The 22,459-nt window shown below is 63.5% G+C and carries 23 protein-coding genes; 10 read left to right on the plus strand and 13 right to left on the minus strand.

The window, feature by feature from the left end; translation table 11 throughout:
* Nucleotides 1-18: 18 nt before the first annotated feature.
* The 6 genes from G3N95_RS18060 to G3N95_RS18085 form a co-directional block, all read right to left on the minus strand.
* A complete protein-coding gene (locus G3N95_RS18060; protein WP_241018654.1) occupies nt 19-2,736 on the minus strand; it encodes a bifunctional glycoside hydrolase 114/ polysaccharide deacetylase family protein in 2,718 nt (905 codons plus the stop codon).
* A gap of 404 nt (nt 2,737-3,140) precedes the next feature.
* Nucleotides 3,141-4,475 (minus strand): cation:proton antiporter, encoded by a 1,335-nt coding sequence (locus tag G3N95_RS18065; RefSeq protein ID WP_205971444.1) that lies wholly within the window; start codon nt 4,473-4,475, stop codon nt 3,141-3,143.
* Nucleotides 4,476-4,497: 22 nt separating this feature from the next.
* On the minus strand, nt 4,498-4,932 hold the full coding sequence (locus G3N95_RS18070) for a DUF3175 domain-containing protein (protein ID WP_205971445.1): 435 nt from the start codon (nt 4,930-4,932) through the stop codon (nt 4,498-4,500).
* Between the two features lie 123 nt (nt 4,933-5,055).
* Complete coding sequence (locus G3N95_RS18075; protein WP_205971446.1) at nt 5,056-5,562, minus strand: PRC-barrel domain-containing protein; 507 nt, start codon at nt 5,560-5,562, stop codon at nt 5,056-5,058.
* Between the two features lie 110 nt (nt 5,563-5,672).
* Nucleotides 5,673-5,810, minus strand: coding sequence for a hypothetical protein (locus G3N95_RS18080; protein WP_205971486.1), 138 nt, complete (start codon nt 5,808-5,810; stop codon nt 5,673-5,675).
* 114 nt (nt 5,811-5,924) lie between these two features.
* Nucleotides 5,925-6,599, minus strand: coding sequence for an HAD family hydrolase (locus G3N95_RS18085; RefSeq protein WP_205971447.1), 675 nt, complete (start codon nt 6,597-6,599; stop codon nt 5,925-5,927).
* 326 nt (nt 6,600-6,925) lie between these two features.
* Here G3N95_RS18085 and G3N95_RS18090 point away from each other — a divergent pair, with 326 nt between their 5' ends.
* The 3 genes from G3N95_RS18090 (at nt 6,926) to G3N95_RS18100 (ending at nt 7,999) form a co-directional block, all read left to right on the plus strand.
* Nucleotides 6,926-7,201: a hypothetical protein gene (locus G3N95_RS18090; RefSeq protein ID WP_205971448.1), complete on the plus strand. Its 276-nt coding sequence runs from the start codon at nt 6,926-6,928 to the stop codon at nt 7,199-7,201.
* Between the two features lie 74 nt (nt 7,202-7,275).
* The gene (locus tag G3N95_RS18095; protein WP_205971449.1) at nt 7,276-7,461 is read left to right on the plus strand and encodes a hypothetical protein; all 186 of its coding nucleotides are present in this window, start codon (nt 7,276-7,278) and stop codon (nt 7,459-7,461) included.
* Between the two features lie 244 nt (nt 7,462-7,705).
* Nucleotides 7,706-7,999 (plus strand): hypothetical protein, encoded by a 294-nt coding sequence (locus tag G3N95_RS18100; RefSeq protein WP_205971450.1) that lies wholly within the window; start codon nt 7,706-7,708, stop codon nt 7,997-7,999.
* 15 nt (nt 8,000-8,014) lie between these two features.
* On the opposite strand, the gene G3N95_RS18105 is transcribed toward G3N95_RS18100, so the two are convergent.
* Nucleotides 8,015-9,250 (minus strand): DNA topoisomerase IB, encoded by a 1,236-nt coding sequence (locus tag G3N95_RS18105; protein WP_205971451.1) that lies wholly within the window; start codon nt 9,248-9,250, stop codon nt 8,015-8,017.
* Between the two features lie 187 nt (nt 9,251-9,437).
* Here G3N95_RS18105 and G3N95_RS18110 point away from each other — a divergent pair, with 187 nt between their 5' ends.
* From G3N95_RS18110 to G3N95_RS18125, 4 genes are all read left to right on the plus strand, one after another.
* The gene (locus tag G3N95_RS18110; protein WP_205971452.1) at nt 9,438-9,989 is read left to right on the plus strand and encodes a type 1 glutamine amidotransferase domain-containing protein; all 552 of its coding nucleotides are present in this window, start codon (nt 9,438-9,440) and stop codon (nt 9,987-9,989) included.
* A gap of 42 nt (nt 9,990-10,031) precedes the next feature.
* Nucleotides 10,032-10,571 (plus strand): DUF4142 domain-containing protein, encoded by a 540-nt coding sequence (locus G3N95_RS18115; protein WP_205971453.1) that lies wholly within the window; start codon nt 10,032-10,034, stop codon nt 10,569-10,571.
* An 8-nt stretch (nt 10,572-10,579) separates the two neighbouring features.
* A complete protein-coding gene (locus G3N95_RS18120) occupies nt 10,580-10,900 on the plus strand; it encodes a DUF1488 domain-containing protein (RefSeq protein ID WP_205971483.1) in 321 nt (106 codons plus the stop codon).
* Nucleotides 10,901-11,582: 682 nt separating this feature from the next.
* A complete protein-coding gene (locus G3N95_RS18125) occupies nt 11,583-12,035 on the plus strand; it encodes a PA2169 family four-helix-bundle protein (RefSeq protein ID WP_205971454.1) in 453 nt (150 codons plus the stop codon).
* Between the two features lie 94 nt (nt 12,036-12,129).
* Here G3N95_RS18125 and G3N95_RS18130 read toward each other — a convergent pair whose 3' ends face one another.
* Nucleotides 12,130-12,468 (minus strand): BON domain-containing protein, encoded by a 339-nt coding sequence (locus tag G3N95_RS18130; protein ID WP_205971455.1) that lies wholly within the window; start codon nt 12,466-12,468, stop codon nt 12,130-12,132.
* A gap of 381 nt (nt 12,469-12,849) precedes the next feature.
* Here G3N95_RS18130 and G3N95_RS18135 point away from each other — a divergent pair, with 381 nt between their 5' ends.
* Nucleotides 12,850-14,340 (plus strand): RNA polymerase factor sigma-54, encoded by a 1,491-nt coding sequence (locus G3N95_RS18135; protein WP_205971456.1) that lies wholly within the window; start codon nt 12,850-12,852, stop codon nt 14,338-14,340.
* Between the two features lie 77 nt (nt 14,341-14,417).
* On the opposite strand, the gene G3N95_RS18140 is transcribed toward G3N95_RS18135, so the two are convergent.
* On the minus strand, nt 14,418-15,596 hold the full coding sequence (locus G3N95_RS18140) for a TIGR03118 family protein (RefSeq protein ID WP_205971457.1): 1,179 nt from the start codon (nt 15,594-15,596) through the stop codon (nt 14,418-14,420).
* Between G3N95_RS18140 and G3N95_RS18145 the strand changes: the two genes are divergently transcribed.
* Complete coding sequence (locus G3N95_RS18145; RefSeq protein WP_205971458.1) at nt 15,595-15,747, plus strand: hypothetical protein; 153 nt, start codon at nt 15,595-15,597, stop codon at nt 15,745-15,747. The genes G3N95_RS18140 and G3N95_RS18145 overlap by 2 nt on opposite strands.
* 182 nt (nt 15,748-15,929) lie before the next feature.
* On the opposite strand, the gene G3N95_RS18150 is transcribed toward G3N95_RS18145, so the two are convergent.
* The 4 genes from G3N95_RS18150 to G3N95_RS18165 are packed head-to-tail and all read right to left on the minus strand — an operon-like array spanning nt 15,930 to nt 20,350.
* On the minus strand, nt 15,930-18,260 hold the full coding sequence (locus G3N95_RS18150; protein WP_205971459.1) for an EAL domain-containing protein: 2,331 nt from the start codon (nt 18,258-18,260) through the stop codon (nt 15,930-15,932).
* A gap of 7 nt (nt 18,261-18,267) precedes the next feature.
* Nucleotides 18,268-18,978 carry a methylamine utilization protein gene (locus G3N95_RS18155; protein ID WP_241018656.1) on the minus strand — a complete coding sequence of 237 codons (711 nt, stop codon included), beginning with the start codon at nt 18,976-18,978 and terminating at the stop codon, nt 18,268-18,270.
* Entirely contained in the window at nt 18,975-19,433 is a 459-nt protein-coding gene (locus G3N95_RS18160) for a group 1 truncated hemoglobin (RefSeq protein WP_205971460.1), read from the minus strand. The genes G3N95_RS18155 and G3N95_RS18160 overlap by 4 nt, the downstream gene beginning before the upstream one ends.
* The gene (locus tag G3N95_RS18165; RefSeq protein ID WP_205971461.1) at nt 19,433-20,350 is read right to left on the minus strand and encodes a DUF3034 family protein; all 918 of its coding nucleotides are present in this window, start codon (nt 20,348-20,350) and stop codon (nt 19,433-19,435) included. The genes G3N95_RS18160 and G3N95_RS18165 overlap by 1 nt, the downstream gene beginning before the upstream one ends.
* A 477-nt stretch (nt 20,351-20,827) precedes the next feature.
* Between G3N95_RS18165 and G3N95_RS18170 the strand changes: the two genes are divergently transcribed.
* A complete protein-coding gene (locus tag G3N95_RS18170; RefSeq protein WP_205971462.1) occupies nt 20,828-22,420 on the plus strand; it encodes an MFS transporter in 1,593 nt (530 codons plus the stop codon).
* The last annotated feature ends 39 nt before the right edge of the window (nt 22,421-22,459 follow it).

Below are 22,459 nucleotides of genomic sequence, written 5' to 3' on the forward strand. Positions count from 1 at the left end.
GGATCACGGGACGCTTCGTCACGCGGCATGCACCCGCGTTGGCGAGGCGGAACATCGGCGCGATATGCGAGCGCAGATCGAACGAAAAGCCATTGCGCGTGCGCACGAAATGGTCGAGCATGCCGTTGGCCTCGCGAGATAGGGCACACGGCGCGCGGCCGACTGGTCGATCACGGCAAAACGCGCGATGCCTTCGCCCGTCAGATGCACGTAGGTGCCGCCCGGTCCCGCCAGGTAGCCCGCGACGCCGCTCTCATCCGCCATGTCGGGCACCTTGCCGACAGGCAGCCGCACCGTGCGCAGATTCGCTTCGTTGCGCACGACCCATACCTTGCTGCCCGGCTCCTTGCCAGGTTCCTGATAGATACTCGTGTCGAGCCAGTCGAGCACCTTGCGCGCGTATTCGGACGTGAAGACGGGCGTGACGGGTTGCTTGAGCACGGCATCGAAGATCTCCTGCAGCGCTTTCATCGACGCGTACTTCGTGCCCGTGAACATGTGATAGTAGATGTCCATCGGCTTGAAGCGGATCGGCTTGTCGGTCATCGCGAACGTTTCGAGCACGCGCGAAAAACCATAGAACGGTCCGTGCCACAAGTCCGTGTAAAGCTCTTCGTTCTGGTTCGGCGCGAAGATCTGGAAGTAGCCGTTCTTCATCACGCCAAGCGGCGCAATGGCCGTCCAGCTCGGGAAGCTTTTCGTGATCAGTGTGTCGCCGCCGTTCAGGTTGAGCACGCCCGCTTCATAGGCCGCCTTGAGCACGGGCGAGGGCACCTGGCAGTCGCCGCTCCACAACACCATGCGCACCGGCTTCGAAGCGGGCGCGATGTTGCGGTCGAGATAGTCGATCGAGCCTCTGATTTCGCGGTCGATGTTGAAGCGGTAGCCCGGTATGTCGATGGACAGGCCGCTGCTGTTGGTCTGGCTGCTGCCTTCCGTCGGCGTGTCGCGCGTGGCCGTCACGCCGAGCCCCGTGACGCGCATCCATTGCAGCGGATGCGTATAGGTGTGCGTCGCCACTTCGACGTTCGGCAATTCGAAAATCTTCCTGCCGATGCTGCGCAGATGCGGCGCGAAGCGCTTGAACGGGCCTTCGTCGCTGACTTCGCCTTCGATCAGCGAAACGGTGGTGGGCATGCCCGACTCGCGCAGCAGTTCATACAGCATGTCGCCTGAGTATTGCGGCGTGATATCGCTGTTGGGCGGCGTGTAGTTGGTGTACTCGGCGCGCGACGCAAAACCGTCGCCGTCGATATGCGACATCAGCAGGCGCAGGCCGTTTTCCGTGGTCGTGTCCGGCACCGGCATGTCGCTGTCCAGATGCAAGGCGGCGCGCAAGAATTCCAGGGGTTGCGCGACCCAGCGTGCCTGATTGACGGCATCGAGTTCATACACGCCGAACGGGCGCATCGCATAACCGCCCCACGGCGTGATACCCGCGCCGTCGATCACGAAGTTTCCCGAACGCAGGCGCAGCAGCGAGCGGCTATGCGGTCCTACGCGGACGGCTGTGAAATCGCGCGCAAGCGGATGCGGCTTCATTTCGAAGCCCATCAGTTTCGGGTCGTACGACTCGACTTCGAGCTTGCCATTCGAAGGCGCGCCCGCGACGGTTTCGAGATCGAGTTTCTTCGCGAGTTCGGGATCCATCTGCGTGCCGAACGTGGTGAAGACAGCGATGGGCATCTTCGCGTCGATCTGCGCGGTGAGCCATTCGCGATATGCGTTGCTGTCCGGCACCTGGCCTTCGAGCCACAGCACGATGCCCGCGTAACGGTCGCGCAGATCGCCTTCCGGCATCGGTTCGCGTGCATCGCGATAGTCGATGCGGTAGCCGAGATAATTGAGCGGCATCGCCAGGAAGCGCACGCCGGGCGACACGTTCAGGTCGGTATGCGGCGGCGGGTCCTGGATGACCAGAATGCGCCGCCTGACGGGCTCGACGGCGCCGACGCCCATCGTCGCGAGCGCGCCGTCCGTCACGTAGGGCACGATACCCTGCGCCCTGATCTTCGCGACGGTGTCTTGCCGGCAGGCGCGGTCGGCGGGCGCGCAGTAGTCGATCGATATGACGGGCAGGCGGTATTGCTCGCGTATCGTCTTCGCCTGGCCGAGCAGCCATGCCCGGTCCGGTTCGGGCACTTCCGTGTAGCGCTGCTTTGCCTGGTCCCAACCGCGATACAGCGATTCGAAGGCGACGGCATACACGAGATCGTGTACTTGCGGAAGAATCTCGAAGCCGCGATTGAAGATCAGCTTCGCATCCGGATAACGCGCCTTGATTGCGCGAATCACATTCGCGAGCCCTTCCGCCTGGCGGGCACGCGCGTCGTCCGTTCTGGCGACGAGTTGCCAGGAATCCATCGTGTCGAGAAAGAAGCCGCGATAGCCTTTGTCCCACAGCGGCTTGATCACATGCTCGACAAAGAACGCGGGCCATTCGGGCTGACTCTGATCGACGACGCGCGATGCCCACGATTCATTGCGTCCCGCGAGCCAGCTCTTCGGCAGATCGGCGTAATAGCTGCGCGAAGGGAGGACTTCGCCGACACTCGCATAAGCAAACCACGTGGTATGCGGCAAGCGGTGTGCAAGCGGATCGAAGCCGCTATCGGGTTCGACCACGGCGGCGTCGAAGGCGGAGAGCATTTCGACGGGCGGTGTCTTGCCGTAAAAGAGCGCAAAAGACGGTTGCGTGACGGCTTGTGGGAGATCATCGGCCCACGCGGCTTGCATGGTCAATGCCAGCGCAATGGCCGGCAAGATCTTTGCAAAGCGGCTTTGCGGGCAAATGGAACGCAAGCGCATAGTGCAAACCGCCCGGGGAAGCATTCGCATGAATGCGCAAATGAATACCCTTAGATAACGATGCAAGTCGCTTAACGTCATTGACGGAAAGTATTCTGCTATGAAAATGGCAGATTGATGTTGTGACGTCTTGTTCTGCTCAATTGCGTCAGCGGCTATCATAGACAACATTCAAGTGTGCGCCTAGCCTCATTCTTGCTTTGGAAAAGCGCGTTGTCGTAAATGAACACGTGTTTTAAAAGTGACGCGCTTTTGTATTCGCTTTGCATGACGGCTTGTGCTAAAGCGAATAAAGCGCTTAAAGGCGCTTTAGCAAAGAATCGGGCTGAAAATCAGTCTTTGGGATTGCGTATGCGGTGATACCAGTTCATCAAAGGCGTCGCGGTGACGCCATGCACGATCACCGATGATGTGATGACCGCGAGCGTCAGCGGTACGAGGGGCAGCAGGGTTTGCATGTGTCCCGCCGGCGTCGATTCCAGTGCGAGCGCAAGGTAATAGAAAGACCCGATGCCGCGAATGCCGAACCAGCTCATCAACCGGCGCTGCGCGTGCGAAGCGCTCGATCCGAGCAACGAGGTTTCCACTGCCAAAGGCCGGACCACGACGAACAGCACCGCGATCAACACGCCGCTTTGCCACGTGAAGAGGGAAGCGCCCGACGTCGCCAGCACATTGCCGACGATCATCATCACGGCAACTTCGGCAATCCGTTCGAGTTCAATGGTGAAGCCGAGCACCGACTCGGCCATATAGGCGTGAGCCTTTTGCGGATCGGCGGCCGTCGCGACGACGTCTTCCGAATCGACCGTGCCGATCGCTTCGCGCGGCGAGCGGCCGCCGCTCGCGCGATGCTCGACGCGGCGCATCGCGACGCCTGCGGCGAATACGGCGACAAAGCCGTTGCAATGCGCGAGCTGCGCCGCGCCATACGCGAGGCCGATCAGACCGAGCGCGAAAAAGCCTTCGAGACCGAGCGCCTGCGCATGCCGCGTGCGCAGCCATGCGACCGAGCCCGTCGTGATCCAGCCGAGCCCGCCGCCGATCGCGAGACCGCCCGCGATCCCCACCGTCGCTTCTAACGCAAAGCGCCAGCCCGGCGCATCGTGGCCGTTCGCGGCGCTGGACGCACACAGCGCGAGGCCCAGCAGCGCGAATGGCAACGCGATGCCGTCGTTCAATCCGCCTTCGCCCGACAACGAAAAGCGCAACAGGTCGACGTCGTCGGAATCCTGCACCTGCACGTCATGCGCGAGCACGGGGTCGGTCGGTGCGAGCATCGCCGCGAGCAGCAGCGACGGACGCCAGTCGAGATCGAGCAGCAGCACGCCGGCGAGCGTCAGCAGAGGGATGGTGAGGAGCATCGCGACGAAGCCTAGCCGCAGCGGCAGCGCCCACATCGGCGCGGCAAGGGGCAGGCGCAAGCGCAGACCGATGGCGAACAGCGAAACGAGCAGCGCGACTTCCGTGACGGGCCGCAGAATATGCGCGTCGCGCGCGATATCGAGTTGCAGCAGACCGAATCCCGACGGACCGAGTGCGAAACCGATCGCGAGATAGAGCATCGCCGCCGACAGCGGCAGGCGCTTGAACGTCGTCGCGGCGACCCCCATGAAGATCAATACGCCCCCGACGATCAGATACCACCAGAGAGTCGCTTCGTGCATCAGCAGGTGACACGCCGTTCGATCATGGCGCGCGGCCGAAAGCTTCGCGCAGCTTGCGCTTGGCTTGCTGCAGCGTGTCCTTGCGCGTCTTCGGCAGGTTGCGGCCCGCGCGGTTGATATAGAAGTTGAGCATCGACATCGCCGACTGGAACGGCGTGCCCTTGCGCCGCTTGCTGTGCGTCGACGAGCGCTTCAGCGATTGCGCGATCTCATCGGCGGAGCCCGTCTTGAAGATGTCCTTCTCGATGTCCATCGCGTCGCTGGTCTCCATCACGTGATGCGACCAGTACTTCGACTTGCTCTTCGAACGGCTCGATGCCGCCGACCGTTCGCGATGCGCCGCCTGCGCCTGCGAGTGACGTTGACGCGCGGGGTGGCCGCCTTTGCTGCGCGTCGAGGCATGCGCGACCGTTTTCTTCGAGCGCGAGGTGCCGCTGCGTTTTGTGCTGGTAGCCATGATGTTCCCCCTGTAAAAGCGCATCCGCCCGCTATGCGAACTTCGCGCAGCGAGCGGACCGACTTGCAATCGCGGTGGTGCCGGGCGACCCCGGACGCGTGCCGAAATCGTTGCATCGACTCGCTACAGCTTGACGCCCCCGGCCTCGGGCGCGTCCGATGAACCTGGTTCGAGATCGCCGGCGCCGAATTCGTCGCTGCGCCAGTCGTGCTTGCCCCAGTACGGCTCGCGTCCATAAAATTGATGGATCGACGTGGCCCATGTGGGATCGGCCATTGACGGCCAATGATCCTTGTCGAAGCCTGGCGCGTTTTTCACGCTCTGCGTCGGCATGTCGAGCAGGAAGCATTTGCGATCGATGTCGAGCGTAAGTGCGCTCCACGGAATCGCGAGCAGCTTGTCGCCGATGCCGAGGAAGCCGCCGCTCGACAGCACGGCATACGCCACGCGGCCCGAGCGCACGTCGAGCATGATGTCCTTGATCTTGCCGAGGTCGTCGCCGTCTGCGCTCAGTACCTTATCGCCGTCGAGTGTGTCGACGGCCATCACATCCGGGCCCGGGCCGCGATGTTTGCCGGGGCTGGAGCCGACGATGTCGGCGCCAGTACTCGTCTGGTTCTGCAAGGTCATGATGTTCTCCCTGGTTTCGTCGAAACTTCGTTCAAACGGATGGTGTATCCGGCCAGGCCGGAGCCACACATGGAGGAGCAACAGCTATTCCCCGGATCGATGCCGGGCGCCTAGCCGTCTTCGCCGACTTCTGAGGGATCGGGCAGTTCGGGCAGGTCCTTCGACGTGTCGGGCGGCAGCGGCTCGCCGCGCGGAGCGTGCTCCGGGCGCGTCTGTGCAGTGTCGTCGGCGTTCTGGTCGCGAGTCATGATGTCGCTCCTGTCTGTGCGTGAATGTCCATGACAGGAGCGCTGCACGTGGCGTGCCACGTGGCACGCCGTGCAGTTCGAAGAAGGATGGAAGGGCGTGTGAAGGGCGGAGACTCAGGGGCGTGCGGCGATTTCGTCGAGATGTTCGAGCAGATCCGCCGGGTCTTCATAGACGCGCAGCGCGCCGGCACGCTCGAGCTCTTCCTGACCATAGCCGCCCGACAGCAGACCCACGCCGAGCGCGCGGCAGCGGCGGGCAGCGAGCATGTCCCAGATGCTGTCGCCGACGACCACGGCGTGCTCGATCTGCACCTTCAGGCGATGCGCCGCCGCGACGAACAGATCGGGATCGGGCTTCGCATATTTGACGTCGTCGCGCGTTACGACGACGGTCTTCGAGGGATCGACGCCGAGGGCTTCGAGATTGACAGCGGCCGTTTCCATTCGCCCGCTGGTCGCAATCGCCCACGGCGTGCCGCTCTCCGTCAACGCGGCCAGCAGCGCCTGCGCGCCGGGCAGCGGGCGCACCTGTGCGTGCAACCGTTTATAGGCACGCGCATGCGAACGCCGCAGACGCTCGACGCGTTCGTTGCTCATGTCGCCGCCCGTTTCGCGCAACAGCTGGTTCGTGAAGAGGCCGCCGCTCATGCCGATCTTGCGATGGATGCGCCACACCGACAACTCGATGCCTTCTTCGTCGAGCGCCTCCTTCCATGCGAGCACGTGCTGATACACGCTGTCGACGAGCGTGCCGTCGAGGTCGAACAGAAACGATGTCGAGATGCGCATGAAGTGTTCTCCTGGGTTGATTCGTGAAGGGTGAATGGCTGCGATCGTCGCGAATTGCAAGCGGCCTCAGGCATTGCAGGCCCGGCGTTGCCGCCATATTGCGCCATTTATCGCACGAAAGATTTACGTCCTCTTTGTAATTATCAAACGCCGCGAGCGTATGCATGCTGCAAGCGTGCGCAAAAGCGCCGCTGCAAGACCGCTGTCCAGGCCGCAAAGCGAGAGCCGGCGCGGCTTTGCAGGGGCACAGCGCTTGCTCGAATCATCGTTGACAGCAACAGGTTTCGCGGTCGTCAACCGCTCAATCACTCACAAGGGGAACGCACATGAAGAACAGCAAGGCATGGATCGTTGCGGCATTGCTCGCGCTGTCAGGCGGGGCATTTGCTCAAGGCAACGGCAGCAACGGCGGTGGTTCGGCGGGCGGCGGCGGTAACGGCGCCGGCATGAGTTCATCGGATCAGACGGGCGCGGGCATGGCTGCTTCGGGCACCCATGCGACGAAGAAGTCTCATCACAAGAAGTCATCGCACGCGAAGCCGGCCACGGATACGACCAACATGCCGGGCGCGGACGCCAGCAGCGATACGAAGGGGCAGTGACGCGGCTGTGGTGATGTAACGGTTTTGTCCGGCGCGCGGACTGCGCCGGACCTGCGACGAAGACGGGAGAATCCATGACGAAGCCAACCTGGAAATATGCATTGCTTGCGTTCGCTGTCGTGACGCTGTCGTTGGGTGCGGGCTGCAAGAAGGCCGACAACAGCGGCGCGGACACGGCGGCGAGCGCCAGCGCGCCGGCTGCGGCCACGGGCGGAATGGGCGCGAGCGGCACCGCCGCTGCGTCGGGCGCGAGCCAGTAAGACGGGGTTCGCCTTCGCACCGGCGGCACACGCCGATGCGAACGCGAATGGACGAATCGATTGACGCCGTGCTGCTTCATTGAGGACTTGAAGGGCACGGCATGACTGCGGCAGGTGGCGATCCGCTCGGCGGACGGCGAAGGGGCGAACCATTCCGACGTCGTGTTCGACCGACGATCCAGCGTTGCGCGGCACGACGATCGGCCGCGGCAACGGACACCGCTCCGCATGTGGAGGCAATACGATGCGATCGAAGATTCATTATCAGAGCAACATCTGCGGCGGCGATTTTCAGCACGTGAAGGACTGCTTCCACGTATGGAAGGAACAGCCTCTGGTGTACCGGATGAACCAGCACATGTTCGAAGGCAAGCGCGAAGTTCGGCCGCTTGCCGGCGACCGCGTCTTTGAAGATGCCGAAGTCGCGCAGCGTACGCTGCTGAACACGTGCGGTCCGAACGACACCTACGCGCTGGCCGCGCAGATTCACAACGACGAACGCGATGTGTGGCTCGTGATGGCCGCGTACGAAGAGTAGAGCGGACACACGTTATCAGGCGGCGTCGGCGGCGCGTTTTCGCGTGCTCGTCTGCTTGTGCAGCGCGCGCGATTTTCTGAGCAGCGTCGAGAGCCGCCTGTTTTCGATGTCCGTTGCCACGGCCGCAGCCGCAGACGTTTCGCCGCTTTTTCGCGAGCGGCGGCTTGCCAGCCGCGCGCGTTTTTCCACCTGTGCCAGCAGCGCGGCGAACGCGGCCTCGTCGACCTTCATGTGCCGTTTCGCGCGCGGCGGCGCGAGCGCCTGCAATGCCTGCAATTCGCCCGCTTCGAATGCTGCGATCACCTCGGGATGGATATAGCACCGCCGGCAAACGGCGGGCGTGTTGCGCAATAGCGTGGCGACTTCCTTCACGGTCGCGACGACATGGCGGCGCGCGTCGGCCGCGCTCTCGCACACCAGTTCGCGCAACGCGGCCATCGCGTACACGCTGCCTGCCCACGTCCGGTAGTCCTTTGCGGTGAAGTCCGCGTGGCTGACTTCGCGCAGATAGTCGTTGATATCGGCCGAGCCGATCGTATGACGCGTGCCGTCTTCGTCGACGTACTGGAACAGATCGTGGCCCGGCAAGTCCGCGCATTGACGCACGATACGTTTGACGCGCGGATTGTCGACCGTCACGTCGTGTTCGATGCCGCTCTTTCCCGCGAACCGGAAGCGCACTTCGCCGGCACGTATCGTCACGTGCTTCTTGCGTAGCGTCGTGAGTCCATACGACTGGTTGTCGCGCGCGTATTCGACACTGCCGATCCGGATCAGCGTCGTATCGAGCAGATGCACGACGGCCGCAATCACTTTTTCACGCGGCATGCCTTTACGCGCGAGATCGCGTGCGACGCGCGCGCGTATCCTCGGCAGCGCCTGGCCGAACGCAGCCATGCGGCCGAACTTGTCGGCGTCGCGCGTTTCGCGCCATTGCGGATGGTAGCGATACTGCTTGCGGCCGCGTGCGTCGCGTCCCGTTGCCTGAATATGGCCGCGCGGGTCCGGGCAGATCCACACGTCGGTGTACGCGGGCGGAATCGCCAGGGCGTCGATGCGCGCGATCTGCGCTTCATCGTCGATGCGTTTGCCGTCGAGATCGAAATAGACGAACGCGTTTCTCTGTTTCCTGCGGCTGAAGCCGGGACGTGTATCGTCCGCGTGCCGCAGCCCTGCGGGCAACGTGCCGGAGAGTCCGCTCGCGAGTCCTTGAGCGATCGCATCGATCGTGCTGCGTGCCATCGTTTTCATTCGAGTTCTTGAATCCGTGCGACAGGGTGCCTGCCTTGTACGAAAGCGCCGTGCAATAGCAATGCCTGAGGGTCGCGCGCGTCGCATGAGGCGCGCGATGGGGTGTGCGACGGTGACGCGGGCACCGAACTTGCTCGACTCCAGCATGAAGGTTTTTGCCAAAGCCGGACAGCAAGGGAGGACGCACATGGCCAACGCACTCACAGGATGCAAGGTGGCCGTACTGGCCGTCGACGGATTCGAACAGGCGGAGTTGATCGAGCCGCGCCGCGCGCTCACGGAAGCAGGCGCGACCGTGCACGTAATTTCTGCCAAAGCCGGAAAGATCCAGGGCTTCAAGCATGTCGACAAGGGCGATAGCGTGGACGTCGATGCGACCTTCGACAAGGCCGCGCCGAACGACTACGACGCCGTGGTGTTGCCTGGCGGTGTGGTGAACGGCGATGCGATTCGTCTGTTGCCGCAGGCGCAGGCCTTCGTGAAGGCCGTCGATCAGGCGAACAAGCCGATCGCCGTGATCTGTCACGGCACGTGGCTGCCCGTGTCGGCGGGGCTCGTGAAGGGCCGCACGGTGACGAGCTGGCCGAGCTTGCAGGACGACATTCGCAATGCGGGCGGCACGTGGGTCGACAAGGAAGTGGTCGAGGACGGCAACTTCATCACGAGCCGCAAACCCGACGATCTGCCCGCGTTCAACAGAACGCTGATCGCGCAACTGTCGAAGAAGAAAGCAGCCTGACGGCGACGCGCGCTGCGCGATCGGCGCAACCCGGAGAGACGCATGACCATTCGCCCATTCCGCCCTTTGATTCGAGCCTGTGCGCTGCCTGTCGCGATCGCGCTCGGCGCGATGACCTGTCTGCCCGCGAGCGCGCAGACGAAGCTCTCGCCGGGCGACACGCAGTTCGCGCAGGACGCGTCGCAAGGAGACGCGACGGAGATCGCGGCGAGCAAGCTCGCACTGTCCAACTCGTCGAACGCGCAGGTGAAAAAGTTCGCGCAGCAGATGATCGCGGATCACACGAAGCTCGCACGCGCCCTCGATGTCGTGGCGACGCAAAAGGGCCTCGGCAAATCGCCGGGTGCGGACTCCGCGTTGGTCGGCAAGCTACAGGGCCTGAAGGGCGACGAGTTCGACAAGGTCTATATCGACGAGGTCGCCGTGGGCGGCCATCAGAAAGCCGTCGAACTGTTCCAGAAGGAAAGCGAAAGCGGTACCGATACGCAACTGAAGGCAGCGGCGACGCGCGCGTTGCCGACTATCCGTCACCATCTCGCGATGGCCCAGCAACTCGCCAATGCACGCAAGGCTTCGTCATGAACGGGATCATGAAGGTGTTCATGCCGCGTGCGGCGTACGAGGACTCTCTCATGCACATCACATTCACCGATGATGCTCCCGTATTCGATGGGTCGAGCCTGACCGTGCGCTTCACGGCGTGCGTCGACGGCGAGACGGTCGTGTGTGCGATTTCGGCGGAGGCGCTGGAAGATCACTTCGGCGCCGATTCTCCGCTCGAAGACGCGTTGATCGGCGCGTTCGAGCGCGGCCGCGCGCGCATCCGTTCGGTTTGCGCGGAAGCGCTCGACGAGAACCGCGGCGAAAGTGTGATCCTGCACAGCGGTTTGTTCCGCGTCGAGGGCATTTAGCTGGATCGCAGACTCAAGTCATGACACGCGAATGCAGATGCGGCCGGCGCCACGCATGCCGGCATCCGCATCTGAAGCAATGTCGGATCAAACCCAGAGCTTGCTTGCACGCGGCTTGTCGATTCGGTTGATCGGGCGATCGCCGCTGTCGTTGGAACGACGCTCGCTTCGCATCGTTGCGCACGCTGCGTGTAGCAGCGTGCCGTGCTCGTCCTCGCATGTTTGCATGCGACCGGCTTGCGGGTCAGTGCTTGCATGCACAGGTGCGTTGGTCTGAGCGGACGGCAACGTGCGCTCGCGTATCGGGGCTACGACGGCTGACGTGACGATGGCCACGAACAGCAGGCATTCCGCGCTCCTGATCTTCATGGTGATGTTCTCCCTTGTCGAATGCCGGCCCGCGTTATGTATCGGCCGCACTTTGTATCAATGCTTTGCGCGGCGCAATCGGGTCCAGCATGTAAAGACAGCAATAACCATGCCTTTCGTGCAAAGCGCGCTGCGCCTTTGCCGGTGTGGGCCCGCAGCACGGCGGCGGCTCGAACGCCGGAAGCAATTACGCCACGATGGCAAAGACGACATGCCGCGCCGCACACATTGCGCCGCTGTCGAGGCGGGGCTGATCGGGCACGACGAGTGCAGGTGGGCTGGCATCTTCATGCATGAACCAAAGGAGCGACGTATGGCGACGAATGTCATTGCCGTGCTGAACGATCTGATCGAGACATCGAAAGATGGCGAGCGCGGCTTCATGAAAGCGGCCGAGGAAGTGCATCACGCGAGCGTCAAGGCGGCGCTGCTCGAAAGCGCGGATCGCTGCACGCAGGGCGCGCGCGAATTGCAGGATGTCGTGCTGAAGCTGGGCGGCAAACCGGAGAGCGGCGGCAGCGTCGCAGGTGCGTTGCATCGCGGATGGCTCGACGTGAAGTCGGCGGTCGGCAGCCGAGCGGATCATGCGATTCTCGCGGATTGCGAGAAGGGCGAAGACACCGCGAAGAAGCACTTTCACGACGCGCTCGACAAGGACCTGCCTGCCGATGTGCGGGCCGTGGTCGAGCGGCTCTATCACGGTGTCGTGCAGAATCACGATCGCATACGTGCGATGCGCGATCAGTATGCGGCGATGAAAGCGTGACCCTGCGCGATCCACAGAAGGAAAGGCCGCCCCCGAACGAGGGCGGCCTTTTCGCTTTCAGGTGAGAACTCGCGAGAGGGCGAGAATGCGCAGCTTAATCGGCTGCGATTTTCAGATGGTTCTTGACGCCCTTCACGCCGGACACGTTTTGCACGACGTCCTGCGCAGACGTCTTGTCTTCAGCGGAAGGCACCGAGCCCGACAGCCAGACGATGCCCTTGCGGGTTTTCACGTGAATGTGCGTGGACTTCACGTTCTTCGCGCCGAGCAGTTCGGCCTTGACCTTGGTGGTCACCGTGCCGTCGTCGATGTGCTGACCGACGGATTCCGACGTGGCGGGTGGTGCGGATGCCGTCGTTTGCGCCGTCGCGTTCAGTGCGAATGCCACACATGCGATGCTGCCTGCGGCCTTGAGGAACTGGATGGTTTTCATGGTTTTCTCCTTCTCGATGGATGACAAGGTTGCGGTCACTGCCGCCGCGGTTCATCTGGTCCGTCGCCGACACAGGACGCGCCGCGCTTCGATCGACTTCTGCTCCCTCGCGGAAGTCGCGTCCCTGTCGACCAGACAGCAAGCGTTATGCCTGGCGGAGGCTCCGATCACGCCGCGCTTCCCGGCATATGGGAGCGTGGTCCCGTGCGCAATGATTCGGTCCGAAGTTCAGAACGTTTGTAAAATGCGCGCACCGGGTGGGCATACGGCATGCATCAGAAATGGACAAAGGCGAATCAAAACAGACAGTTGTGAAACCTGGTACGACAGTTGCGTGAGTGCTGCGCGAAGCTCTGTTGAATAAACACAGGAAGAGTCTGTATGCCGCCTACAATCGAACTACGCGCGAAGCAAACTTTTGCGCTCACACCGCGTCTGCAGCAGTCCGTGCGTCTGCTTCAACTGTCATCGCTGGAGTTTCAGCAGGAACTGCGCAACGCACTCGACACCAATCCCTTCCTTGAATACGATCCGTCCGTCACGGAAGAGCTGTCAGCCGGCAAGACGGCCGACGGTACAAGCGCGGACGGTGAAGCGCTGCCCGCCGCCGAGCGTGACAGCGCGCTCGAAAGCTCGCAGGCCGAACCCGCAGCGGAGAGCGTCGCTGCGTCGGACGACGGCGGCGACTATGCAGGCAGCGGCGACTATGCAGGCGATGCGTATGGCCGCGGGCCGTCGCGCTACAACGGCGATTCTGAAGCCGCCGACCCCACCGAGTGGGCTCGCGTGCAGCCGACGCTGCATGAACAGTTGCATGACGCACTGCGTCTCTACCGGCTCGACGACCGCGACCGCGAAGTCGCTCGTCTCGTGATCGAAGCGCTCGATGACGACGGCTATCTGCGCCAGGAGCTTGCCGATCTCACGGACATCGTCGACATCGAACCCGAGCTGACGGAAGATGAACTGCTGGTCGCGCTGCGTCTCGTGCAGACGCTGGACCGGCCTGGACTCGCGGCGCGTTCGCTGTCCGAGTGCCTGTCGCTGCAACTCGATGCCTTGCCCGCCGATACACCGGGGCGCGATGTCGCGAAACAGGTGGTCGAGCATCATCTCGACCGGCTCGCGCGTCGCGAACACGCGGAGTTGCAGAAGCAGATCGGCTGCGACGCGGAAGCGTTGCGCGTGGCCTGCGCGCTCGTGCGCAAGCTCGATCCGAAGCCGGGCAATTCATATGGCCGCGCCGATGACAACTACATCGTCCCCGATGTGATCGTGCGCAGCGTGCGCAACAAGTGGGTCGTGACCGTGAATCCTGCCGTGCTGCCGCGTGCGCGCATCCATCGCATGTATGCGGAGCTGTTCGCGCAATCGGCGGGTGCGAGCCGTTCGCCGCTCGCGCAGCAGTTGCAGGAAGCGCGCTGGCTGATCCGTAATGCGCAGCAGCGCTTCGAGACGATCCAGCGCGTGGCCGAGTGCATCGTCGCGCATCAGAAGCCGTTCTTCCAGTACGGTGAGATTGCGCTGAAGCCGCTCGTATTGCGCGACGTGGCCGAAGAACTCGGCCTGCATGAATCGACGATCTCGCGTGCGACGGGCAACAAGTACATGGCCACGCCGCGCGGCATCTTCGAGTTCAAGCATTTCTTCCCGCGCGAACTCGGCACGGAAAGCGGCGGAACCTGTTCGGCCGCCGCGGTGCGTGCGCTGCTCAAGGAAATGATCGCGGCGGAAAACACACGCGATCCGCTGTCCGATGTCGCGCTCGCGAAGATGCTCGCGGATCAGGGCGTGCTCGTCGCGCGACGCACGGTCGCGAAGTATCGCCACCTGATGAAAGTGCCGCCCGCGGAGTTGCGCCGTCAGGTGTGACGGCGTGGCTTGCAGAATGACAGGAACGGCCGCCCGTGGCGGCCGTTCTGGTTGTGCAGGCTGGCTGTGTAGCGCCGCTACATGCCGATGCTCGTCCCGCCGCCCGAACTCGTTCCCGTACCCGAACCCGAACTTGCGCTCGGGCTGGAAGCCGGATTCAGATCGATTCTTCCATACACGCCGTCCGCTTCGTCGTTCGGTCCCGCCGCGAAAAACAGCGTATTCGAAGGCTGATTGCTGAGGTTGTTGCCGAACGCGATGCCCCATAGGCCCTTCTCGACGATCGCGCTGCCGTTCGATCCGTTGAGCGGTCCCATCGACTTGCCGCTCGACGAATCGAACGCGTTGATCGTGCCGTCGCCGAAATTGCCGATCAGGATCGCGCCGCTCAGCGTGCCGAAATTGGCGGGCGCCTGCGCGATGCCCCACGGCGCGTTCAGCGGCCCGCCCGTCGCGAAGTGCTGCTGCAGATTGCCCGCCGTGTCGAACACGTCGACCATGCCGACGCCTGCGCCCGCTACATCGTCATGCTTTGCCGCGTCCTGCATCGCGTAGGTGACGAACAGCTTCGAGCCGATCAGCGCGATGCCGAACGGCGCGAAGCCGGCGGGAATCGCGGAATCCTTGAAGCCGCCCGGCATCGTGACCTTCGTGAAGTTGCTGTCGAACACGTCGATCTTGTTGTTATGGAAGTCCGTGGCATAGAGGAAGTTGCTGCCGTTGTTCGCCGCGAGTGCGAGACCTTTGTAGACGGCGCCGCCCGTGCCGTCGTCGAACATCGTGAATGCGTTGGTCGGTCCGACGGCGGGCGCCCACGCGGTGATCGTGCCGCCTTCGCCCGCGAAGATGAAGGCCGGGACGCCCGATTTGCCGTTCTGCGTGACGGTAAAGCTTTGCGTGCCGTTGAACACGATGCCTGTCGGTGCGGCGTCACCGTTCGTGCCCGCCGGTATCGTGACGACCAGCGATTGCGGCGCGCCGTTGCCGTCATAGAGCGTCGCGAGGTTGGTGCCGTTGTCGGCGACCCACACGAAGCCTTTCGGATTGAATGCAACGCCCCATCCGTTCTTCAGGTTGGGATCGGTGTGAGGCGCGGACACCGCGCCGTCCGACACGAGCGCCGTTGCCGTGAACGACGAGGGCGTTGGTGTCGACGATCCCGTGTTGTTCGACCCGGAACCGCCACCGCATGAAACGAGCGTCGCCAGAGCCGCGCCACAGGCCGCGATGCCGAGTACCTCGAATAGAGACTTCATGACCGCACTCCTTGCTTTGCCGAAAGGTCGTGACGGTCAAGAAAACGAGCCGCGCGCGGATTTTATTCCTCTGGAACGCGGGCTATTTTCTTCGTGTTTGAAAGCCGGCGGCACGCAACGAAGCGCAGATGAAAATATTCCGTTCTTCTGATTAAAAGAGTCGGCGGTGCGTGCGCCGCGAGAAATGGAATCCCATGGCGCGTGTCGCAGACGCCTTCGTGTCAGCAAGCGGACGTGGCGGGGCGGCTGGTCGCGTGCGTGTGTTTGGAACGGCTACGAAAGTATAGGCAATGACGGCGCCGAAGCGGCGCCTCAGAACGAAGCCGCGCGGCACTACGCCTGCGCCGTCGCCTGGCGGATTTCCCAATCGATGAGCCAGGCTTCGAGCCGCGACGGCGGCAGCGGGCGGCTCAGATGAAAGCCTTGCACGAGGTCGCAGCGCAGATCGCGCAGCCGGTCGAGCACGTCTTCGCTTTCGACGCCCTCGGCGACCACCTTGAGGCCCATGTTGTGCGCGAGATCGATCGTCGAGCGCACGATGGTCTCGTCGTCCTTGTGCTCCGTCATGCCAATGACGAACGACTTGTCGATCTTCAGTTCGTCGACGGGCATGCGCTTCAGATACGCGAGCGACGAGTAGCCCGTGCCGAAGTCGTCGATGGCGAGACGGATGCCGAGCGCGTGCAGACGGTCCAGGGTTTCGATCGCGTGATTGGGGTCGTCCATGATCGCGCTTTCGGTGATCTCGATCCACACCATGTCGGGCGCGACGCCGTGCTTCTTCAGCAGTGCGCCGAAGGTGTCGGGCAGTGTCGACTGGATCAGCTCGCGCGCCGACACGTTCACCGACACGGCCAGTTCGAGTCCTGCCGCTTTCCACGCCGCGCACTGGCCGATCGCCTTGTCGGCGACCCAGTGCGAAATCGCCTTGATGTAGCCCGTTTGCTCGGCAAACGGAATGAACTGGTCGGGCGCGACGAAGCCGCGCGTCGGATGTTCCCAGCGCACGAGCGCTTCCACGTACTTGACGGTGCCTGTGGTGAGATCGAGCTTCGGCTGGTAGTGCAGCATCAGCTGGTCGTGCTCGACGGCCTGGCGCAGTTCGCTCATCAGCGACAGCCGCTCGGCGCTGTTGTGATCGTGCTTCTCGTCGTAGATCGCGTAGCCTGTGTTCGCGCGTTTCGCGACATACATCGCAATGTCGGCGCGACGCATCAGCACGTTCATGTCGGTGCCGTGCTGCGGGAAGGTGACGATGCCGATGCTCGCGCCCACGTCGACGAGTTGCCCTTCGATCGTGATGGGCGCTTCGAGCGTCTTCACGAGATGCTCGGCCACGCGTTGCGCGCCTTCGTTCGCGTCGCCCGGCAGCAGCACGGCGAACTCGTCGCCGCCCAGCCGCGCGACGAGATCCGTGCTGCGCAGGTTGTTGCGCAGGCGCGTCGCCACTTCGCACAGCAGCTGGTCGCCGATGGGATGCCCGAGCGTGTCGTTCACGTACTTGAAGCGGTCCAGATCCATCATCATCACGCTGAACGTGTGGGACGCAGGCTGCGCGCCGTTCTGCATCGCCGCGATCACCTCTTGCAGGCGGTCGTTGAACATCGCGCGGTTCGCGAGCCCCGTCAGGCGGTCCATGTACGCAAGCTCGGTGATGCGCCGCTCGCGTTCGGAGATCGCGCGCTGCATGTGATCGAATGCGTTCGCGAGCTTGCCGAGTTCGTCGTGCTGCGAGAGGTCGATGGGCTGATCGTAGTCGCCGATTTCCACACGACGCGAAAAGCGCGTCAGCGCTTCGACGGGCCGCGTGACGCTGCGCGCCGTCAGCATGCTGCCGATGATCGATGCAAGCACGCCCAGCACCGTGATGATCGCGAGCGCCGTTTGCAGGCGATGGAACGGCGCCATGATTTCCTGCACCGAACGCTGCAGCATCACCGCAGTGGGCTCGACGCCGGATTGCAGCAGCACGATGCGCGTCGCGTAGTTTTCGTCGGCGGGATCGGCGATACCCGCATGCGCGTGCCGCGCGTCGGGCAGCGAGCTGGCGAGCACGCTCCAGCGTCCGTCGGGCAGGCGGTCGAGGAACGAGACGTCGAGCGACGTGAGGCTCGCGAAATCGCGCGCGGTGTCGTCGTCGATCCGGAAGCCCATCGCGACCCATGCGATCGTCACGGGCGCTTTCACGGGCACGGCGACTACCTGATACAGCTTGCCGTCGACCGTCACGATCGACGAAGCGTCGCCTTGCCGGCTCGCAGCGCGGATCAGGCTGCGCAGCGGAAAGGGCGCGCCGCCGTGCGAGGGGCCGCGGCTGTCGGCCGTCAGCATGCCGTCGAGATCGGCGAGCATCACGATGTCGGCATCGATGCGGCTGCCGTGATTCTTCAGTGCGGATGCGACGGTGTTTTCGTCGTGCGACGCCACGGCCTCGCGAAAGCCGAAGTCCGCCGCGACGACGGTCGCCGCCTGCGTCAGCTTTTCGCCGTTCGCGCGCAGCACCTGGCGAAACACGTTCTCCGCAATCGCGAGCTGGCGTTCCGAACTGCTGCGCGCGTTCGCGCCGATCACCGTGCTGATGACGGCATAGCCGGCAAGCTGCACGGCCAGCATCAACAGCACGACGACGATCGCGATACGGGCGCGCAGGCTGTGGAATCGCATCGTGTGCTTACTCCGTCGGCGCCGACAGCTTCAGCTTGAACGCGGCCTTCGCATCGGCGCCTGCGCTCATGCTCTGTACGGGCAGCGCGTTTGCATCGGCGAGGCGGTAGTGCCATGCCGTCACCCGGTAGTTGTCGGCGGGCAGGTTGTCGATCGATGCGTGACCGGCCGCGTCCGTCTTCGCAAACCAGGGCGTGTCGACGACGAGCAGATACGCGACCATCGTGTCGTGAATGTTGCAGCCCATCACGACGAGACCGGGCTTGTCAAACACCACGGGATTGGCAGGCACGCCGTGATACAGATGCAATTCGAACTTCTTCGGCGGCGAGAACGAGTAGACGTCGTGTTCGAAGTTGTCCTTGTTCGGAAACGTGATGGCCGTGCCTGTCTGGACGACGGACACGAGCGGCACGAACTGGCGCTTCACCTGATCGATGATGGCCGTCGCGGGTTTCGGCGCGGGCACCTTGCCGCTAGCGGGCGTCACGTAGACGACGGCGTTGGGCACGGGCGCGCCCGACTGATCGACGACGCTCACCTGCAGGCTCGCCGCATTTGCAACGATGGCCTGGCACCCAAGCGAGACGACGGCGGCCGCGAGCCACGCGCGCTTGTGTTTCGGGTTGTGGTCCCGCTTGTTCATGAGCATACGATCGAATCCCTTGCCGGGACAAAGCGCCTCGACATCGGCGCGTAAAAAGAGGCTGTCGGTCATTCGCGGTCCTGGATGTCGCGATACATCGGCGCGAGCTTCGCAAGCAGCTTGTTCTGCGCGCGAAACGGCACGCCGTTCCGGTCCATCGCCGTTTGCAGATCTTCGACGAGCGCGTTGAAGGCGGCGCGGTCGATGTTCTGTCCTTCGTGCGTGCGTTTCATCGGCCGGCCGGTGTACGTGCACGGGCCGCCCATCAGTTCGCAGAGTTGTTCGCCGAGCTTCTGCTTGATGCGCTTGATGGGCGCGCCGTCGAAATAGGGCAGCGTGCGCGGATCCTTGAGCAGCAGGTCGTAGAAGTCGTCGATGATTTTCGTGAGGCCGGGCTGTCCGCCGAAGGTCTGATAGAGCGAGTCGTCGGCACGTGCGGCGGGCGCGGCGGCGAGCAGCAGCGCACACGGCAGCGCCACGCAAACGGCGCGCGCGATACGGCGAAGAGGCGAGAGCGTGCGCGTCATCAGAACCCCACTTGCAAGGACGCGTAGACGCCGCGCTGGTTGCGGATCGTCGCGATGTCGCCGAGCGACACGTACGCGAGCGTCATCGAAACATGTTTGGTCGGCGCCCACGCGATGAACGCGTCGTACGCATCCTGTTCGCGCGCGAAACCGAGGTTGTCGGGCTTGCTGCGATATTCCGCGCCGACGGCGACGTAGCGCGACAGCAGATACGCGACGGAAGCCTCGAATTCCGGGTGATACGCATTCGACTTGTCGCCGCCGAAGCCGAGCAGGCCGAACTGGTTCGCCTTCGTGAAGCGCAGCGTGCCGTTGAGCAGCAGGCTTTGCGCGAGCAGCAGCTTGGTGGCGGACAGATAGAAGTCGGTGCCGGAGTTGCTGGTCGCGCCGACGGCCTTGACGATGTCGCCCTGTTCGTTGTGCTTGAACTGGATGCCCGCCGCGACTTGCGGCAGCCACGTGTCCTGATCGAGCACGGCGTCGCCGAACAGGCGCACCTTCAGGCCGATCGTGTCCATGTTGAACTTGAAGCCCGAGCCGAGGCCCAGCTGCGCACCGACGTCGCGCGTGTCGAACACCTGGCGTGCAATCGAAAACTCGACGCGATTCGCGACGGCGACAAGCGCGCCATAGCTGGCGAGCGCGTAGTCCTGCGTATGCACATAGGTGCCATAGGCGTTTGCGCCCAGTTGCGATGCCGTGCCATAGCCGCCGATCACGGCCCACGGCGTGAGTCCGCCGCCCGCCGCGCCTTCGATTTCGGTGACACCGCCCGTCAGCAGCAGCTTGCCGCCCGTCATTGGAGCGGCGGGTGCGCCATCGGCGGCGGGCGCATCGGCGCGGGCGGCCGTGGACTGGAACACAAGTGCCGTGAGCAGGGCGCTCGCCAGCGAACTTGCGGAAATTCTGCAACGCATGTCGTCTGATCGAAAGAGAGTGCGTGCGACGCGCGGCGGCTCGTGGCCGGCCGTGCAGCGCGTTGGATCGCCGTCGCCGGGTGGATAACGGGTGGGTTTATCGCGTCGGCCGGGGGCGCGTCGGATCGCTCGATAGATGGACGGCGCACCGGCTGACTTTTCGCTTAACGGCAATGGCGAATCGCGACTTGAGCGGCGAATACCCGTATTGGCCGAAACAATGGGACAGGAGTTGAACAAGCGGTAGCGCCCTGTTTTAAAAGCGGTTTTTGAACGCATTCGGGAATTTTTTTCAGTTCGCGTCAATACACTTCTCAATCGCCGCTAATGGCAATGCGCAAAGGTTTGCGTCGTGAGATGCGGGCGTTGCGCTCCGTTCGGCTTGCTATTTTCAAACGCGGGTATCACTCTCGTTAGAGTGATATGCCTGGATGCTGGTCCGCTGCACGCGCGGACGTCTTTACGGTGGAGCACGCCATGAAGTCCGCCATCGCCGCTCACGATCCCGGCCGGCAATTGTTGCCGTTTCGCGAGTCGCTGCTCGCGATGCTCGGCATCGCCTTCGTCACGATGCTGGTCGCGCTCGACCAGACGATCGTCGGCACCGCGCTGCCGCGCATCGTCGCCGATCTGAAGGGCTTCGACTTCTATGCGTGGGTCGCGACCTCGTACATGCTCGCGTCCGTCATCACCATTCCGATCTTCGGACGGCTCGGCGATCTGTTCGGCCGCAAGCCGTTCCTGATCGCGGCCGTCGTGCTGTTCACGCTCGCGTCCGTGCTGTGCGGGCTCGCGTCGAACATGCTGTTTCTGATCGCCGCGCGCGGCTTGCAGGGGATCGGTGGCGGCATTCTGATCGGCACCGTGTTCGCGACGGTCGCCGACCTGTTCCCCGATCCGAAGCTGCGGCTGCGCTGGCTCGTGTTCGTGACGTCGTCGTTCGGCCTCGCGAACGTCGTCGGGCCGACGCTCGGCGGCATGCTCACGCAGATGCAGGGCTGGCGGCTCGTGTTCTTCGTGAACGTGCCGATCGGCATCGTGTCGCTGATCTTTGTTCTGATGTTTGTGCCGAAACTGCGCCATATGAAGCCGAGCGGACCGATCCAGCTCGACTGGCTCGGCGCGTTCGTCGTCGCCGTCACGTTCGGCGCGCTGCAACTGCTGATCGAACTGCTGCCGAGAGAAGGCATCAGCGGCACGACGGGTCTGCTGTTCGCGATCACAACCGTCTGCGGCCTGACGCTGTACTTCTGGGAAAAGCGCATGGGCTATCCCGTCGTGCCCGTCGACGTGCTGCTCGACCGCAAGCTGGTGGCGCTGTTCGCGATGTCGGTGCTCGGCGGCTTCGCACTCTTTTCGATGGTGTTCTACGTGCCGCTGCTGTTCCAGGGCGGCTATGCGATGTCGCCGCACGAGTCCGGCATGCTGATCACGCCGCTGCTGCTCGGCACGACGATCGGCAGCGTGGTGAACAACCGCATCGTCACGCGCATCCGGCGTGCGAACGGGCTGATGCACATAGGCTTTGCGCTGTTCGTAGCCGGCTGCCTGCCGCTCGTCACGCTCAAAGGTCACGAGCCGCACGTCGTGTGGATGGCGTGCATGGGTTTGAGCGGATTGGGGCTCGGGCTCGTCGCGACCAACCTGACCATCTGTTCGCAGCAGATCGTCGCGCGCGATCACATCGGCGCGGTGACGGCGCTGCTGCAATCGCTGCGGATTTTCGGCGGCATGCTCGGCACGGCGATCACGGGCGCGCTGCTCGGGCATCTGTACACGCAGGGCGTGAACCGCTCGCTCGACTCGTATCAGGCGACGCAATGGCTCAAGTCGTTCGCGAGTCCGGAACTGCTGGTCGATCGCACGGAGCAGTCGGCGTTGATCGAGCATCTGGTGGCGGCGGGCCATTCCGGCGATCCGATGATGCACATGGCGCGCGAAGCGCTGATCGCGTCGATTCACATCGGGCTCGCGGTCGCCGCGCTCGCCGCGTTGATCGGGCTGTGTCTCGCGTGGTTCGTGCCTGCCGTGCAGGTCACGTATGCAGAGACGGAAGTGCGCAGCGCATGAGGTGGACGCCGGGGCCGCCGGGTTTGCTATGATGACTGT

Source organism: Paraburkholderia sp. Tr-20389, assembly GCF_017104565.1.
Taxonomy (GTDB): Bacteria; Pseudomonadota; Gammaproteobacteria; order Burkholderiales; family Burkholderiaceae; genus Paraburkholderia.